13 protein-coding genes are annotated in these 15,054 nt (G+C 40.3%); 4 read left to right on the top strand and 9 right to left on the bottom strand.

Annotated features, from left to right (window positions below):
• Positions 1-21 precede the first annotated feature (21 nt).
• The 3 genes from edd to glk form a co-directional block, all read right to left on the bottom strand.
• Entirely contained in the window at positions 22-1,872 is a 1,851-nt protein-coding gene (gene edd / locus LOC50_RS06365; protein WP_250653913.1) for a phosphogluconate dehydratase, read from the bottom strand.
• A gap of 337 nt (positions 1,873-2,209) precedes the next feature.
• Positions 2,210-3,223, bottom strand: a complete 1,014-nt coding sequence (locus LOC50_RS06360; RefSeq protein ID WP_250653824.1) for a LacI family DNA-binding transcriptional regulator — start codon at positions 3,221-3,223, stop codon at positions 2,210-2,212.
• A gap of 29 nt (positions 3,224-3,252) precedes the next feature.
• A complete protein-coding gene (glk, locus tag LOC50_RS06355; RefSeq protein WP_214552710.1) occupies positions 3,253-4,251 on the bottom strand; it encodes a glucokinase in 999 nt (332 codons plus the stop codon).
• A gap of 290 nt (positions 4,252-4,541) precedes the next feature.
• Between glk and LOC50_RS06350 the strand changes: the two genes are divergently transcribed.
• Together LOC50_RS06350 and LOC50_RS06345 are read left to right on the top strand one after the other, a co-directional pair.
• On the top strand, positions 4,542-5,558 hold the full coding sequence (locus LOC50_RS06350; RefSeq protein WP_069439487.1) for a LacI family DNA-binding transcriptional regulator: 1,017 nt from the start codon (positions 4,542-4,544) through the stop codon (positions 5,556-5,558).
• A gap of 278 nt (positions 5,559-5,836) precedes the next feature.
• Positions 5,837-6,469 (top strand): trimeric intracellular cation channel family protein, encoded by a 633-nt coding sequence (locus LOC50_RS06345; RefSeq protein WP_036982642.1) that lies wholly within the window; start codon positions 5,837-5,839, stop codon positions 6,467-6,469.
• A gap of 9 nt (positions 6,470-6,478) precedes the next feature.
• Here the strand turns inward: LOC50_RS06345 and LOC50_RS06340 are convergent, their stop codons facing one another.
• The 5 genes from LOC50_RS06340 to LOC50_RS06320 all read right to left on the bottom strand — a co-directional run bounded on the left by LOC50_RS06340 (position 6,479) and on the right by LOC50_RS06320 (position 10,584).
• Positions 6,479-6,718, bottom strand: a complete 240-nt coding sequence (locus LOC50_RS06340) for a DUF3955 domain-containing protein (RefSeq protein WP_250653823.1) — start codon at positions 6,716-6,718, stop codon at positions 6,479-6,481.
• A 519-nt stretch (positions 6,719-7,237) separates the two neighbouring features.
• A complete protein-coding gene (locus LOC50_RS06335; protein ID WP_139129360.1) occupies positions 7,238-7,612 on the bottom strand; it encodes a hypothetical protein in 375 nt (124 codons plus the stop codon).
• A gap of 173 nt (positions 7,613-7,785) precedes the next feature.
• A complete protein-coding gene (locus LOC50_RS06330) occupies positions 7,786-8,994 on the bottom strand; it encodes an ABC transporter permease (protein ID WP_036982632.1) in 1,209 nt (402 codons plus the stop codon).
• Positions 8,987-9,775, bottom strand: coding sequence for an ABC transporter ATP-binding protein (locus tag LOC50_RS06325; RefSeq protein ID WP_036982630.1), 789 nt, complete (start codon positions 9,773-9,775; stop codon positions 8,987-8,989). Before LOC50_RS06325 ends, LOC50_RS06330 begins: the two co-directional genes overlap by 8 nt.
• A complete protein-coding gene (locus LOC50_RS06320) occupies positions 9,772-10,584 on the bottom strand; it encodes a DUF3025 domain-containing protein (RefSeq protein WP_250653822.1) in 813 nt (270 codons plus the stop codon). Before LOC50_RS06320 ends, LOC50_RS06325 begins: the two co-directional genes overlap by 4 nt.
• 107 nt (positions 10,585-10,691) lie before the next feature.
• Here LOC50_RS06320 and LOC50_RS06315 point away from each other — a divergent pair, with 107 nt between their 5' ends.
• The gene (locus LOC50_RS06315) at positions 10,692-12,320 is read left to right on the top strand and encodes a M28 family metallopeptidase (RefSeq protein ID WP_036982626.1); all 1,629 of its coding nucleotides are present in this window, start codon (positions 10,692-10,694) and stop codon (positions 12,318-12,320) included.
• Positions 12,321-12,405: 85 nt separating this feature from the next.
• Positions 12,406-13,575, top strand: coding sequence for a putative manganese transporter (locus LOC50_RS06310; protein WP_250653821.1), 1,170 nt, complete (start codon positions 12,406-12,408; stop codon positions 13,573-13,575).
• A gap of 58 nt (positions 13,576-13,633) precedes the next feature.
• Here the strand turns inward: LOC50_RS06310 and LOC50_RS06305 are convergent, their stop codons facing one another.
• Positions 13,634-14,962, bottom strand: coding sequence for an IS4 family transposase (locus tag LOC50_RS06305; RefSeq protein ID WP_250653046.1), 1,329 nt, complete (start codon positions 14,960-14,962; stop codon positions 13,634-13,636).
• Positions 14,963-15,054: the final 92 nt, after the last annotated feature.

Here is a 15,054-nt window from a genome sequence, read left to right as displayed (position 1 = left end):
ATTACCCAATATGGCTAATTATTATTCAAGTCCAAAAGCACTTGCACCTAAATCGGCACTGCTTACGATATTTCTAAATCCAGTAAATAATTCACGACCTGTACCAAACGTTTGGCTTGCTTGGCTAATTTGCGGCTCTCGTTTAGCAAGCTCTTCATCACTTACATGCACTTTTAAAATACCATTAGGCGCATCTAAAGTAACAATATCGCCTTCATGGATTTTAGCTATAATGCCACCTTCTACCGCTTCAGGAGCTAAGTGGATTGCCGCTGGTACTTTGCCTGATGCGCCCGACATACGTCCGTCGGTAACAATAGCTACTTTATAGCCCTGATCTTGTAATGTTGCCATTACCGGCGTGAGCTTATGAAGCTCTGGCATGCCTTTAGCCTTAGGGCCTTGCTCTTTAAGAACAGCAATGAAATCTTGGTTTAGTTCGCCACGGCTGTAGGCATCTTGTAACTCACCTTGTGAGCTAAATACTTTAGCCGGTGCCGACACCACTTGATGAGACTTTGCAACCGCAGAAACTTTAATAACCGCTTTACCTAAGTTACCCGTTAGTAGCTGTAAACCACCTTGCTTACTAAATGGGTTACTTACTGGGCGAAGTACTTCTTCATCATGTGAGTTTTCTGGACACGCTACCCACTTAACTTTGCTTGGGCCGTTCGCATCACTCATAATTAGGTTGTCGTCTTTATCGAGTAGTGGCTCACACATGTAAGGTGCAAGGCCTTCGCCTAAAATAGTGGTTACGTCTGTATGAAGGTAACCAGCACCTGCTAATTCTCGCATTAAGAAGCCCATTCCGCCGGCTGCTTGAAAGTGATTAACATCTGCTGAGCCATTTGGGTAAATACGCGTCAGTAGTGGAACAACCGCTGATAAATCAGACATGTCTTTCCATGTAACTTGAATACCGGCCGCTTTAGCAATCGCCACAATATGGATTGCATGATTGGTTGAGCCACCTGTTGATAACAACCCAACTAAGCCGTTAATTATAGTTTTTTCGCTGATCACATCCGCTAAACACGGGCCATCTTTGTTTTCAGTAAGCTGCTTAAGCATAGTTTCAACCGCATTACCGGTTAAGCCATCACGCAGTTCTGTGTATGGATTTATAAACGAGCTACCTGGAAGGTGTAAGCCCATAATTTCCATTAGCATTTGGTTTGAATTTGCAGTGCCATAAAATGTACAGGTACCGGCGCTATGGTAAGAAGCGCTTTCAGCTTCTAGTAGCTCTTCACGAGATACCAGTCCTTGCGCAAACTTCTGACGAACACGTGCTTTGTCTTTGTTTGGAATTCCTGACTGCATTGGCCCTGCCGGTAAAAAGTACACAGGTAGGTGGCCAAATGATAAAGCACCAATTAATAGACCTGGGACGATTTTGTCACATACGCCTAAACAAAACACACCATCAAACACGTCATGCGATAACGAAACCGCAGTAGACATAGCAATAACGTCACGAGAAAAAAGCGATAGCTCCATGCCGTCACGCCCTTGGGTCACACCATCACACATCGCAGGTACGCCGCCAGCAACTTGCGCGGTGGCGTCAAATTTAGTGGCAATGCTTTTAATTAAATCGGGGTATTCTTTGTAAGGCACATGCGCAGATAACATGTCGTTATATGAATTGATAATTGCAAGGTTTGGCACCTCGTCTGCTTTTAAACGCGCTTTGTCATCGCTGCTACACGCAGCCATTACATGAGCAATATTGCCACAGCCTAATCCAGCACGAACTCTTGTTTGTTTTTTGGCGTGCGAAATACGCTCTAAATAGGCTTTACGGGTTTGTTTACTGCGCTCAATAACGCGTTCTGTGACTTCTTGAATTCGAGGGTGCAACATAATTTTACTCATCTCTATTCGTTAGAGGATAAAGGCTCAGTAACAACTATAGACTCCACGAAAATAACTGTACTGAGCATCTTTGACTTACCCGTTCAAAGGTACGCTACCAGGGAGCCTCTCACAACAACCCTGACACCGGTGTCAGTCATTAACGCATGACAATGACACCGGTGTCAACCCTTAGTAATAAAAATACTTCTTTTTTTTAGCATGTACAATAAATAAACGTGAATTTTTAATGAAATATCAGTGGAAAATAATGAAGATTAAAATGCAGATAAAAAAAAGCCCGAGTAAGCGTCACTCATACTCGGGCTACTGTGAAAAAGCGATGTTATTTTACGGCTGCGGTAGACTCACGCGTGATTAATTTTGCTTCTAAAATCACTTTATAAGGCGACTCTTGCGGCTCAATAATGTGGGTAATTAATTGGGTAACCGCTTGTTTAGTCATTTCTTCTACAGGTTGAGCAATGGTCGTTAGGCCTGGCCATATATGGCGCGCTATGGGCGCATTATCAAAGCCTGCAATAGAAATATCGTCTGGAACGCGTAAGTTGCGCTGAGTGGCTAATTTAAGTACAGCGGCTGCCATGTAATCATTCGATGCAAATACAGCAGTAGGACGTGGAGATAAATCTAAAATACTACGGGCACTGTCTACCCCTGAATGGTAACTAAAGTTACCCTCTTCAACTAAGCGTTCGTTAAATTCAATACCATGGGTTGCCAGTGCGCGTCTGTAGCCTTTAAAACGCTGCTGTGTAGCACTGTGATCTGGGTGACCTTTAATAAACGCGATAGAGGTATGCCCTAGGTTTATTAAATGTTCGGTAATCTCAAATGCGCCCTGCTCGTCATTACTGGTAACAGAAATAGAGTCATCTTCTAAAATAGCAGAAGCCACTCGGGCATAAGGAATTTTTCTCGACTTTAAAAAATCAACCAGTTCTGAAAAGTCACAAAATGGTGGCGTAAGTACTAAACCGTCAAGGCGTGATGACTGTAATAGCTGCTCTATGTTATTAATAAGTGCCTCACCTCTGAGCTCACAAGGGTGAATCAACAAGTTATAGTTGTTTTCTTGGCATGCAGCCAATGCGCCTGTTTGCACACGGGTGATATAACTTTTACTTGGATTGTCGTATAAGCAACCAATAATAAAACTACGGTTTTGTGCAAGTCCTCGAGCAATCGGGTTTGGGGTGTAATCTAGTTCTTTAAATACCGCTAACACTTTTTCGCGTGTAGCTGCACTGACATTAGGCTCATTGTTGAGTACTCGCGATACGGTTTTTTTAGAAACACCTGCATGACTGGCAACGCTGTTTATAGTGACTTTTTTCATCTATTTATTTCCAAATGTATGCAACGTAATTAAACCTGTTGACTCGTATGCAAACACGCGGCAGCACCAATTAAAGGAATGTTGTCTTGTGTTACTAATGTGACCGGTATTTGACCTGTGTACTGCGACATAATGCCTTTTTGCGAAAAGCGCTCAATAAAGCGGCTTTCCAGTAAACGAGCCTGCATTCTTGGTAATATGCCACCGCCAATATAAAGGCCGCCTAAGGCGCCGTAGGCCAACGCTAAATCGCCTGCAACACTGCCAATCCAATCACAAAATTGATTAAGGGTTGCTTCACACACTTCGCATTCACCACTATTGGCTAAGCTACTAATTTGTGCAGCGTCTAAATTCTTTGCGGCGACCCCTTTAACTGCAGCCATCGCTTTGTACAAATGAGCAATGCCAGGGCCCGAAAATACCGTTTCTACCGATACATGTGGGTGGTCTTTTTTGAGTTCTTGAATAAGTTGAGCGTCGAGTTGATTAACGGCTGCTAAGGAAATATGCCCGCCTTCTGAACTCATCACCGCGCATGAATGTGCGGTTCTAACTAAGCACGCTGCACCAAAACCAGTGCCTGGACCCATTACACCTATATTGGCAGACTCATCCGCTTGACCAGGTTTAACAGTGACATTTTGTGAAGGGTCTAAATACGGTGCTGCGTAGGCAAAAGCAGCAAAGTCATTTATAACGCTTAATTGAGTAAGGTCAAAGTGGTGTTTAAAATCATTGACGCTAAAGTGCCAACCTAAATTAGTTAAGTGAACTTGCCCTGCATTTATAGGGCCTGCTACTGCTAAGCACGCACGTTTAGGATTTATATGAGACACTGTTGATAAGTAGTACTCGGTAGCACTTTCGAGCGATCCATAGTTAGCACTGGGAAACGTAAGATTATGCTCAATGGTAAATTGATTACTTGATTCGTCGAACCCAGTGATCAACGCAAAACGAGCATTTGTGCCGCCAATATCGGCAACCAGAATAGGATCAAAGTGTGTGCTAGAGTGTAAACCCATAGTGTTATCTCTTTTGTTTAAGTAATGAGTACTTATTATTTTAATGGGGTATCATTGATACTTATTTACTTTGAGCTATCACCTCAAAGCAGCTATCACTGTAAAAAAAGCTACCTTAAATAATAAAGGTAGCTAATACGTTTTGACAACAAAATGATAAAACGCCCCTATTGTGACACCGGTGTCATGTCAAAATCAATAAAAAAATGCCTTTATTGATAAATAAGCTTGAAAAAATCCATCAATAAACGAGAATAGCCTCTTATTGTCCTCTTTAGTAAGTAATCGTGATGAAAGGTAAAGCCACCTCGTTTGATATAGCCCATTATGCTGGGGTGTCTCAATCTACAGTTTCTCGTGCTTTACGAAATAGTCCACTGGTAAATGACGAAACACGAAGACGTGTTCACGATATTGCTAAAAAACTTAATTACAAAGTAGACAAAAACGCCAGTAACCTTCGCACTCAACAAAGCAGTACCTTAGCATTATTGTTGTTTGAAGACCCTACCTCAGATGAGTCACAAATAAACCCGTTTTTTTTAGCCATGCTGGGCAGTATTACCCGTGCCTGCGCTAAAGAGGGTTACGATTTACTCGTGTCATTTCAATCGGCAAGTGCTGATTGGCAGGCAGATTACGAAGACAGTCACCGTGCAGATGGCATCATTTTATTGGGTTATGGCGACTACATTGATTTTCAGCCAAAATTTAACACCTTGCTTGAACAAAACACCAAGTTTGTTTGCTGGGGAGCAAGTGTTGATAACCGCCCTGATTTAACCATAAGTTGTGATAATTATGGCGGCGGTAAACTCGCCGCTGAGCATTTTTTGGCACATAGCCGCAAAGACTGCGCGTTTATAGGCGATGCCTCTGATCATAGCCCTGAATTTTTTGCCCGTTTCAATGGTTTTAAAGACGCGTTACAACAAAATGGTATTACACTTAATGATCGTAAAATTGCTAACGCTATTTCTACTGAAGAGTCTGGCTATCATGCCACGCGTTCGTTAATTGCTAATAACATTACCTTTAATGCACTTTTTGCTGCCAGCGACCTTATTGCAATAGGCGCAATACGGGCTTTAAAAGAAGCCAATATAAATGTACCAAAAGATGTGGCCGTAATTGGCTTTGATAATATATCTATTGCCAGTTACATAAATCCGCCGCTGACAACCATAGAACAAAACACCACTATAGCGGGGCAAATGTTAGTTGAGAACTTATTAAAACTGATTCGTGGTGAACAAGTACAAAGCACCCTACTGCCCCCGCGTTTAATTGCACGTGGGTCGAGCTAACACCGCTTTTAAAAACTAGCAAAAAAAAGGCAATAACACCCTGTCACCCTTAAATTTATTCAGGCTTTATTGCGTTTTTACGGTCATTTGTCCTTTTTGTTTTTAACACTAAAGCAAGTGGTTTCTTTGCATTAACAGGCTATTCACACCTTGCTATAACATTAGTTTTTTTAATCTGAAAGTGGCTGTTTTTAATGTAATTTTTCACTCGTCAATGCACTATTTTATCTCTACAATCGCACTTTTATTTTCATGTTAAATTTTCAAGTGATCATCTCATGCTTTTAACCATCGTTTATATTATGGGTATTACAGCAGAAGCCATGACTGGTGCTCTTAGCGCTGGACGCAGAAACATGGATTGGTTTGGTGTTATGTTAGTGGCCAGTGCTACAGCAATTGGTGGTGGCAGCGTGCGAGATATTTTATTAGGTAATTACCCACTGACTTGGGTAAAACACCCAGAATATTTAATGATCACTTGCCTAGCCGGTATTGTGACTACTTGGTTGGCAAAATGGGTGGTTAAATTTAAAGGCATATTTATGCGCCTAGATGCCCTAGGGCTTGCCGCATTTAGTATAATTGGCTGCCAAGTTGGGCTAAATATGGGTTTGCACTATGGAATTTGTGTAGTTGCAGCCATAGTAACCGGTGTATTTGGTGGGTTGTTACGTGATTTAATTTGTCGACAAGCGCCATTAGTACTTCATCATGAACTTTACGCAAGCGTAGCGCTTATTGTTGCTTGTTTATACTTAGCACTGCACCACTACAACATTGATGACAATATCAGCGTGGTTGCAAGTTTAGTGGTAGGTTATTTAATTCGAATGGCATCGGTACGCTTTAAATGGCGCTTACCTACATTTAGTTTGTTAGAGCCCTCTAATTTAAATAATGAGCAATAACAACAGCGGTTAATGCCCACCTCCACTAGCGCTTTTAAAGAGCCCTATTACTTTGCGGGCTAATAAACTGGCCACAAAAAATAACCCCAAAGCAAAACACAGCATACTCAAAGGCAAAAATAAGCTTTCATGCAATACACCGTTATTATCAACGTATTGATAATAACTATTCTCTACAAGCATAAAAATAACGCCTGTTAGTAACAAGCAAAAACCAAGCATCAATGTTTTATTAGTAAGTAAGTGCATAGTATGACCCGTGGTGACTCTTATAAAATAGTGTTTTATCTTTGTATCATCACACAGTCATTTAGAGTGACTGAACAAAGAATTAAGTTACCATTACAAACGCCTAAAATTGGGGCAATTAGCTTTTAAGCGATACGTTTAGACATATAGTAAAAATGGTCGTCACCTTTATCTATAATAAATCCCGTTCGAGCATAATGCGGGTACGCTGGGCTTATTTTAAAACGCGTAGCCTAAGTTGTATAGCACCTAGGAGCACGGCTAAACGAGAACACTCATTAATTGCTGCTGCACGGCAAAGGTAAATAAAAGAATAATCCATATAATTATTAGCAAGTTATTTGCAAGCGTCAATCTAACCGCCCCTATAATTGAATACATTTCCCAATTAACGAGCAATGTAATAACGATCAGAAAAGAAATAACTCTTTGTCCATACTTGTATACTAAATCTTGCATATCAACCTTACTACCTAAATTAAAAACACCCAACAACAGCTACTTTAATATATCTTTTATTTACTTTCGAATTTCGCTCAGTGAAGTGGGTCTAAAATTTGAGTTCGTTGTATTAGGTACAACTGATACCCGCTCTGCCTTATTTATTGAGAACTTAAACAAATCTAAATCTTGTGTTTGCTGTACTACACCTGAAACAAAATACGGTATTTTTGAGTTTAAGTTTTCAGCTTTGCCTAGATTATCGTTTAATTCTGATTCTTGAAAATAAGTCGCTGCCGATAAATTTGCATCAAACGGATAAACATCCTGTTCATTAGGCACGCCATCGCCGTATTCGTCTTTATTTTGCCACGTGCCTACCTGGGTAGTTGGCTGAATAGTTTTTGCGCGTAATGGTGTTGTGTATGTTAGCGAGCAAAAAGTGCAGCTCATACTCAATAGTGAGAGATAAAAAAGGGGTATTTACAAGAATCCATCCTTGTTTGGTTAGTCCATAGTTATAATAATAAAGTTTAACTATTTAATTACATAATTCAAACTACCTTAAATGCATAGCTTCGAAAAAAGCATCACTCACGTGATGCTTTTTTATGGTCTATGTTATTTTACCTAAATAGTACATCTTCACGGTTAAACCATTTCACACAAAATGCCAGTAGTGCCCCAGCGATGAATGCTGTTGCTAGGAATATCAATCCCACCAGCGTGTAATCGACGGTGCCTTTAACAATTTCTTTAATCGCTAAAGCGACGTTAGTTACCGGAATAAACGCTGTTTTTGAGCTCAGTTCCATATTAGGCATAATTGAAATAATAATCGGGAAAAACACGACCATGCTTAATGGCGTCATGTAATTTTGCGCTTCTTTAAACGAGCGTGCATAGATTGATATTGCCAGAGCTAATGCAGAAAAGGTTGCTGCTATAGGCAATAATAATACAAAAATCATCAGTAAGTCTGTGATAGCCAATGTACTAAAAGCGGCTTTAATAAATTCAAGATCAGCAAATGCCAGCGCTAAGGCTATCCAACACCCCATACTAATTACGGTTATAGTGGTTGATGCAATTGACGTGGTTAATAGAGTAATAAATTTACCCAATACTAGCTCAGTACGAGTAATAGGCGTAAGTAATAACGTTTCTAAGGTACCTCGTTCTTTTTCACCGGCCCCTAAATCAATAGCCGGATACGTTGCGCCTACCAGTACTAACGGGATAAGTAAATAAGGTAAAAACCCACCCACTTTTTCACCTAGGTTTTCGCGTTTATCGGCAGTATCTACTTTAACCACATTAACTGGCTTTAAAATAGCTTCTTGTGCGCTTTTATCTATACCAAAGCTCAGTAGTTTACTTTCTTGTAAAGTATCGCTGTACTCTTTAGCAAGCTCTTTTACACGCTCAAATAAGAAGTTAATTGATTTTGAGTCATTAAATACAACTTGCCATTCGCTTTGCTGTTGCTCATTTAATGTTTGCACTGCATCGCTTGGCAGGTATATACCCATGTCGATATCGCCGGCATTAACACCTGTTTTTAGCTCCTCAACACTGTTGAAAGTTTTATCACCTTTATATAACTCAAAGCTTTTGTGATAAAACACTTTATCAGAAAATTCTGGTGCATAGTCGCCATTGATAATCACATAGGTATTTACTTTTTGTTCAGCATCAAGCGCAGCTTGCGAGGATATAAACGCAACCACAGCAAATAACAACGGAAAAACCACAATAGGAAATATCACCACGAACAATAAGGTTTTTTTATCGCGTAGTAGCTCTGTTAATTCCTTTTTAAATACTTCAAACATCATGTTTCTCCGTTAATATGTTCATAAACGCTTGATTTAATTCTTCACTGTTGCCTTCCTGTTTAAATTCAGCAAGCGTGCCATCAAAACAACTAACGCCTTCATTAATTACCGCAACGCGGTCACATAAAAGCGCAACTTCATCTAAATGATGCGTAGAAAAAATAACAGGAGTACCTTGTGCTTTTAAGCCTTTAATAAAGTTGATCACCGTTTGGGTAGTCATAATATCGAGACCGGTAGTTGGCTCATCGAGAATAACAACGTCTGGGTGATGTACCACAGCACGCGCAATGTTGGCTTTTTGCTTCATGCCGGTTGATAGGTTCTCAGCGCGCTTATCAATAAATTTATGCATATCGAGTAAGGTAAATAACTCTTCACAGCGTGCCTTAATAGCCTGCTTGCTCATGCCGTGCAGTTTTGCAAAATACTCTATGTTTTCTTTTACCGTTAAACGACCATATAAACCAGTAGAGCCGGATAAAAAACCAATACACTTGCGCCCAATGAGTGGCTTTTTAATTATGTCGTTTCCTGCAATAGTAATACTGCCATCATCAGGTTTTAAAGCGGTAGAGATCATTCTTAATGTCGTGGTTTTGCCCGCACCATTAGGCCCTAACAGCCCTAAGACTTCGCCTTTTGCACAGCTAAAGCTGACATTTTTAACCGAGTGAAAATAATCTTTATCTTCACGGGGGTCTATATCATCTATTTTATTTTTTTTATGATCTTTAGTGAGCTTAAACTTCTTTTTAAGCGCGGTAACTTCTATCATTTTCGTGTCCTTCGTTTCGGTCTAAAATAGTCCGTGTTATCGTAAAATGATGGATTGTTATTCTCATCACACCAACCAGGAACACCTAATAAAGGTAAAGGTGAAAGCTGTTTGTTATCGGCTAAACAATCATCAGTTTTAATCATCTCATAAATGCGCTGATCTAGGTACTGGTATTGCGTTACTAAATCTTTACAAAATATTTCATCCGGTACATTTACAAATAAGGCTTTGCCAGTCAGTCCAATATAAGGTTTAGTCAACATTTCGTAGTTAGCATGGCCAAACATAAAAGGCGCAATGGTTTTACCCCACAGCTCTCTATGTTCGATGAAGGTTGTTTTCCATTGATGATCTCTTAACCACTCCTTCCACTGTGATTCGCTAATAGCTAAAACCACACCGCATTCGTCAAACAGGGTTAAAGCGTTACGATGTTTGCTACGCTGTTTTAACCCATGCAACGCTATTTCATCAACATGACGCTGATTAATAAGGGCTTTTGTTTTTGGAAATAAGCACCAAATAAAACCACCAAACAGATCATGCCAGTTTTGTTGTCGGGTGGGCACGTCCCCTGTTTCAAAAATGACTTGTTCATAATAGCGCTCAGCAAAATCAACCTTGGCATCATCGACCAAACGAATGGGGAGATTATTAGCATTGATAGCGTTTAAATATGGGGTAAAGTACGCAGGCTCAGGCCAGTCTGTTTGCTGATCTATTTTAAACAGCTGACGAAGGTGCTCAAATGCACCTCCATTTAGACTCGTTACTTGAAATTTTTCTGGAGGAGTAAAACGCTTCATTGTTACCTTTACTGTACATTTTTATCAGCAACAGTTTACCGCAAAAACTGGTTCTAATTAACAGAAGTTCATATACTAACGTCACTTAGAACAAAAAAAGAGCCAATATGAAACGTTATTTTTCTTTGACCCTAATCACAACGGCAATTTTAGCCGGCTGTGCAACAACAAGTATCACCTCTGATGATGTCGCTAAAGGCTACAACAGCATTCAAGCGGATGAAATTGCTAAGCATGTAAAAGTGTTAGCTTCTGATGAATTTGGTGGACGTGCTCCTTCATCTGAAGGTGAAAAGCTTACGCTTGATTACTTAACAAAAGAATTTACTGCTTTAGGCTTTGAGCCGGGTAATGGCGACAGCTTTTTCCAAGAAGTGCCGCTTGTATCGTTAGAAGCAGACTCTGATATGGTGCTTAATATTGGCGGTAAAGACTACCAATACAAAAAAGACATGGTTATGGGCAGCAGCCGTATTAGTGCGCAAGAAGGAATTGAAAACTCGGAGCTTGTATTTGTGGGCTACGGTGTTAACGCACCTGAATATAACTGGAATGATTACGAAGGCCTAGATGTTAAAGGTAAAACCGTTGTTATGCTGGTAAACGATCCGGGTTTTGCAACTAAAGATCCTGCTTTATTCACCGGCGATGCAATGACCTATTACGGCCGTTGGACTTACAAATACGAAGAAGCAAGCCGTCAAGGCGCTGCAGGCGCTATTATTATTCATGAAACTGCTCCAGCGTCTTACCCTTGGTCTGTGGTTGAGAACTCATGGAGTGGCGAACAATTTGGTTTCGTAAAAGAAAACAATAATATGGACCGTGTTGCTGTTGAAGGCTGGGTTACTGTTGATGTAGCAAAAGAGCTTTTTTCTAAAGCAGGCCTTGACTTTGAAACCGCCAAAGCAAACGCGGCCAAAGGTGCTTACCATGTTGATATGGGCGATTTAACAGCCACTGTGAATGTAAAAAACACCATCAAAAAATCGGTATCTTATAACTTTATTGCCACTCTTCCTGGTAGTAAAACACCCGATGAGCATATTATTTACTCTGCGCATTGGGATCATTTAGGAACGGATAAAAACCGTAAAGGCGATCAAATTTATAACGGCGCACACGATAACGCAACAGGTACAGCCGGTATGATAGAAGTTGCCGAAGCCTTTACCAAACTAGGTAAACGCCCTGACCGTTCAATGACCTTTTTAGCGGTAACCGCTGAAGAGCAAGGTTTATTAGGCTCGAAATATTATGCTGCGAATCCAGTTATTCCAGCTAATAAAACCGTTGCAAATATTAATATGGACAGCTTAAACCTATTAGGTAAAGTAAAAGATATTAGTGTGGTGGGTATTGGTAAATCACAAATGGATGAGCTATTAGCAACTGCGGCCAAAGAGCAAGGCAGAACGGTATCGGGCGACCCTAAACCATCTTCAGGTGGTTACTACCGCTCAGATCACTTTGCCTTTGCTAATATGGGTGTTCCTGCCATGTATGCCGGTGGCGGTACGCAAGCGTTTGATGAAGAAACTGCAAACTACCGTAAGCGTATGAGCTTAGTACTGCGTGGTTGTTACCATCAACCTTGTGATAGATACCGCGATGAGTGGGATTTATCAGGTGCGGTTCAAGATTTACAATTATTTTATAAAGTAGGTTTTGATATTTCACAACAAACTCAGTGGCCTACGTGGAATGAAAACTCAGAGTTTCAACGTAAAAAGTAACTACTGCGCCAACATGCAAATGATATTGATTATCATTTAATAAAATAGTACAGTGCGATCTCATTCTTTAATTAGGTCGTACTGTATGTTTTTAACATCCCATTTAGGAGTTATTTCGCCAACTGCAAAACGTGTTTTTCATCAAAATAAACGCCTAATTTTACCTCTGTTAATTTTAGCCTGTTTAGCCCTGCCCAGCTTACGCGCCATAACAATTACTGCGCTCAGTGATGCTTTTTTTCAAGTCAGTGTGTTTGTTGCTGCGACCTTATTTATTTACTACTACGCGATTGATCATTTACCCCAACTAGAGCTTCGTTACCTTAATGCTAAGTCACCGGCATTAGAGGTCAGCTTTGCTGCTTTTTTAGGTATGTTACCGGGCTGTGGTGGCGCGATTATTGTGGTGACTCAATTTACAAAAGGCCAAGCAAGCTTTGGCGCAATTGTTGCCGTATTAACGGCCACTATGGGTGATGCCGCGTTTTTATTATTAGCGACTCGCCCTACCGAGGGTTTAACCATCATGGCAATAGGGTTTGTGGTTGGCTCAGTAACGGGTTTAATCGTCAACACACTTCATAAAACAGGCTACTTATGCCCAACTTATCAAAAGCACACACCACAAGTTACCCTTTTACCGACGAAAATAATTACGCTCAGTAAGCCTATTTGGTACATCGCTATTATTCCGGGGTTACTCATTGCCTTTTTACTCGCTTTTAATATTGATTTGAGCCAATTTGGACAGTACACCACAATCACTGTTACTCATTTTGGCGCATTAATGGCGTTGTTTGTCGTATTTATGTGGGCGTTATCTTCAAAAGGTGAAAGCTATAAAGAAGTAACCTCAGAAGAGGATATATGCAGTCCACCTTCACAATTCACAAAAGTACTGCAAGATACGCATTTTGTAACCGCGTGGGTGGTTGCTTCCTTTATATTATTTGAACTATTGGTGACAGTGTTTGGTCTTGATTTAAAAACATGGTTTGTAAATTATGCCTATTTAGCACCTTTAATTGCGGTATTAATTGGTTTTTTACCCGGTTGTGGGCCGCAAATCATTGTGACCACGTTATACATTCAAGGTGTGATACCGTTTAGTGCTTTAGCAGCAAACGCCATTTCCAACGATGGCGATGCGCTTTTCCCAGCCATTGCAATGACACCCAAAGCGGCTATTATTGCTACAATTTATACCGCCATACCGGCATTAATGGTTGGTTATGGCCTGTATTTTCTGAGCTAAATCAGTCTAGCTTTTATTTATTAAGTTATTAAAAAACCAGCTAGTTGCTTAATGCCAGTCAGTTAAGAACTGACTGGCATTTTCTTTTATAGGGGTACTTATTCGGCTTCTTTCTTATCACCCTTGGATAATGCCTATCTGGTAACCTATCGGGTAATATAAACAATCTAAGTGTTGTCAGTAACTCATCGTAATGAATAGGCAACTTACTTGCACTATGTATTGGCGTAAACATAAAGAAAGCGATAACCTGTCGCATAGATTGGCTAAAGCTTAGCTGTGTAGGCAAAATATCCTCATCTTTAGTTGCATCAAGCATGACGATACGTATTAAATTGTAAGCGAGTAATAACCCCCATAACTCTTGACGTACCATGTCTGGTTTCTTACTACGTAACGTGTGTTTGCTATGATTCAACCCCTGCTTTATTTCTCTAAACGCCAGCTCAATTTCCCAGCGTTGAGTATAAACCTCTGTTAATTCTTCATATGGAAATCGTAAAGGGTCAATGAGAGAGCTGAGAACACGATAGCTTTTTCCATCCACTTTATAGGTGGTTAATCTTGCCATCAAGGTCTCTGGTAATGACTCAAATTTCTTTCTGGCTTGAGGACTTGTGGACAAAATCACTATTTTATCATTGTCATTTATACTATGTTCAACTTGATACTGTAAATCCTTCCTCGCGGGTAACATCCAGTGACTGTTATCTCCTTGGTTTTGCCACTGATGCAACAGTCCTAATGAGTAATAGCCGCGGTCAAACAAGGTAAGAGAATTATCTGGTACGGCTGGTAATAGTCGTTGAGCTAAGCTCATTTCACCTATGCGACGGGAGTCAAAGCTGCTATCTAACAGTAAATGGCTAGATACTTCCATAAGGCTACACATTCGTACTTGTGGGTAGCTTACTTCTCCATGTTGATTACTGTCACTGCCAAATGCTTCTCTGTTATCTTGATTATCATGAGTTCGAAAACTAACGCCATCAACAGCGAGTAAATTAAGTCCGCACCATTGTTCAAAAGACTGGGTGGAAAAGGTTTTGTGTGCAAGTAATTGAAATGTATGTTGGACTGACTCATAGCCTAACCTTTGTCGGCCTTGAACTAGCGCACTTGGCGCGACTAATTTGTTTTTTCCGGGTAAAGAGATGTCGAGTCTATTAGCGATATCCCAAACGGTTTCGTTTCGGAATAAACTCATTCCAATTACAGACCACATAATAGCTTCTAGCGGTAATCGCCTTTTACGCACAGTAGCAACACCTGCATGTTTAAATGCTTGTTCAAGAATATCAGGGTCAAGAACCTGTTTAAGTTTATCTAGTGTATGTACATCATTTAAAAATGAAGACATGTTATCGAAGTGCTGAATGAGAGACATAAAAAAATCCGATATTATTTCTAATATCGGATTTTGAAGCCATGGAAAGATCAGTCAAGTGATCATAAAAATATTCTTAACTGATCTGCATT

Source organism: Pseudoalteromonas sp. SCSIO 43095 (assembly GCF_023650455.1).
Classification (GTDB): domain Bacteria; phylum Pseudomonadota; class Gammaproteobacteria; order Enterobacterales; family Alteromonadaceae; genus Pseudoalteromonas; species Pseudoalteromonas tetraodonis.
This window is presented reverse-complemented; position numbering and strand designations above follow the sequence as displayed.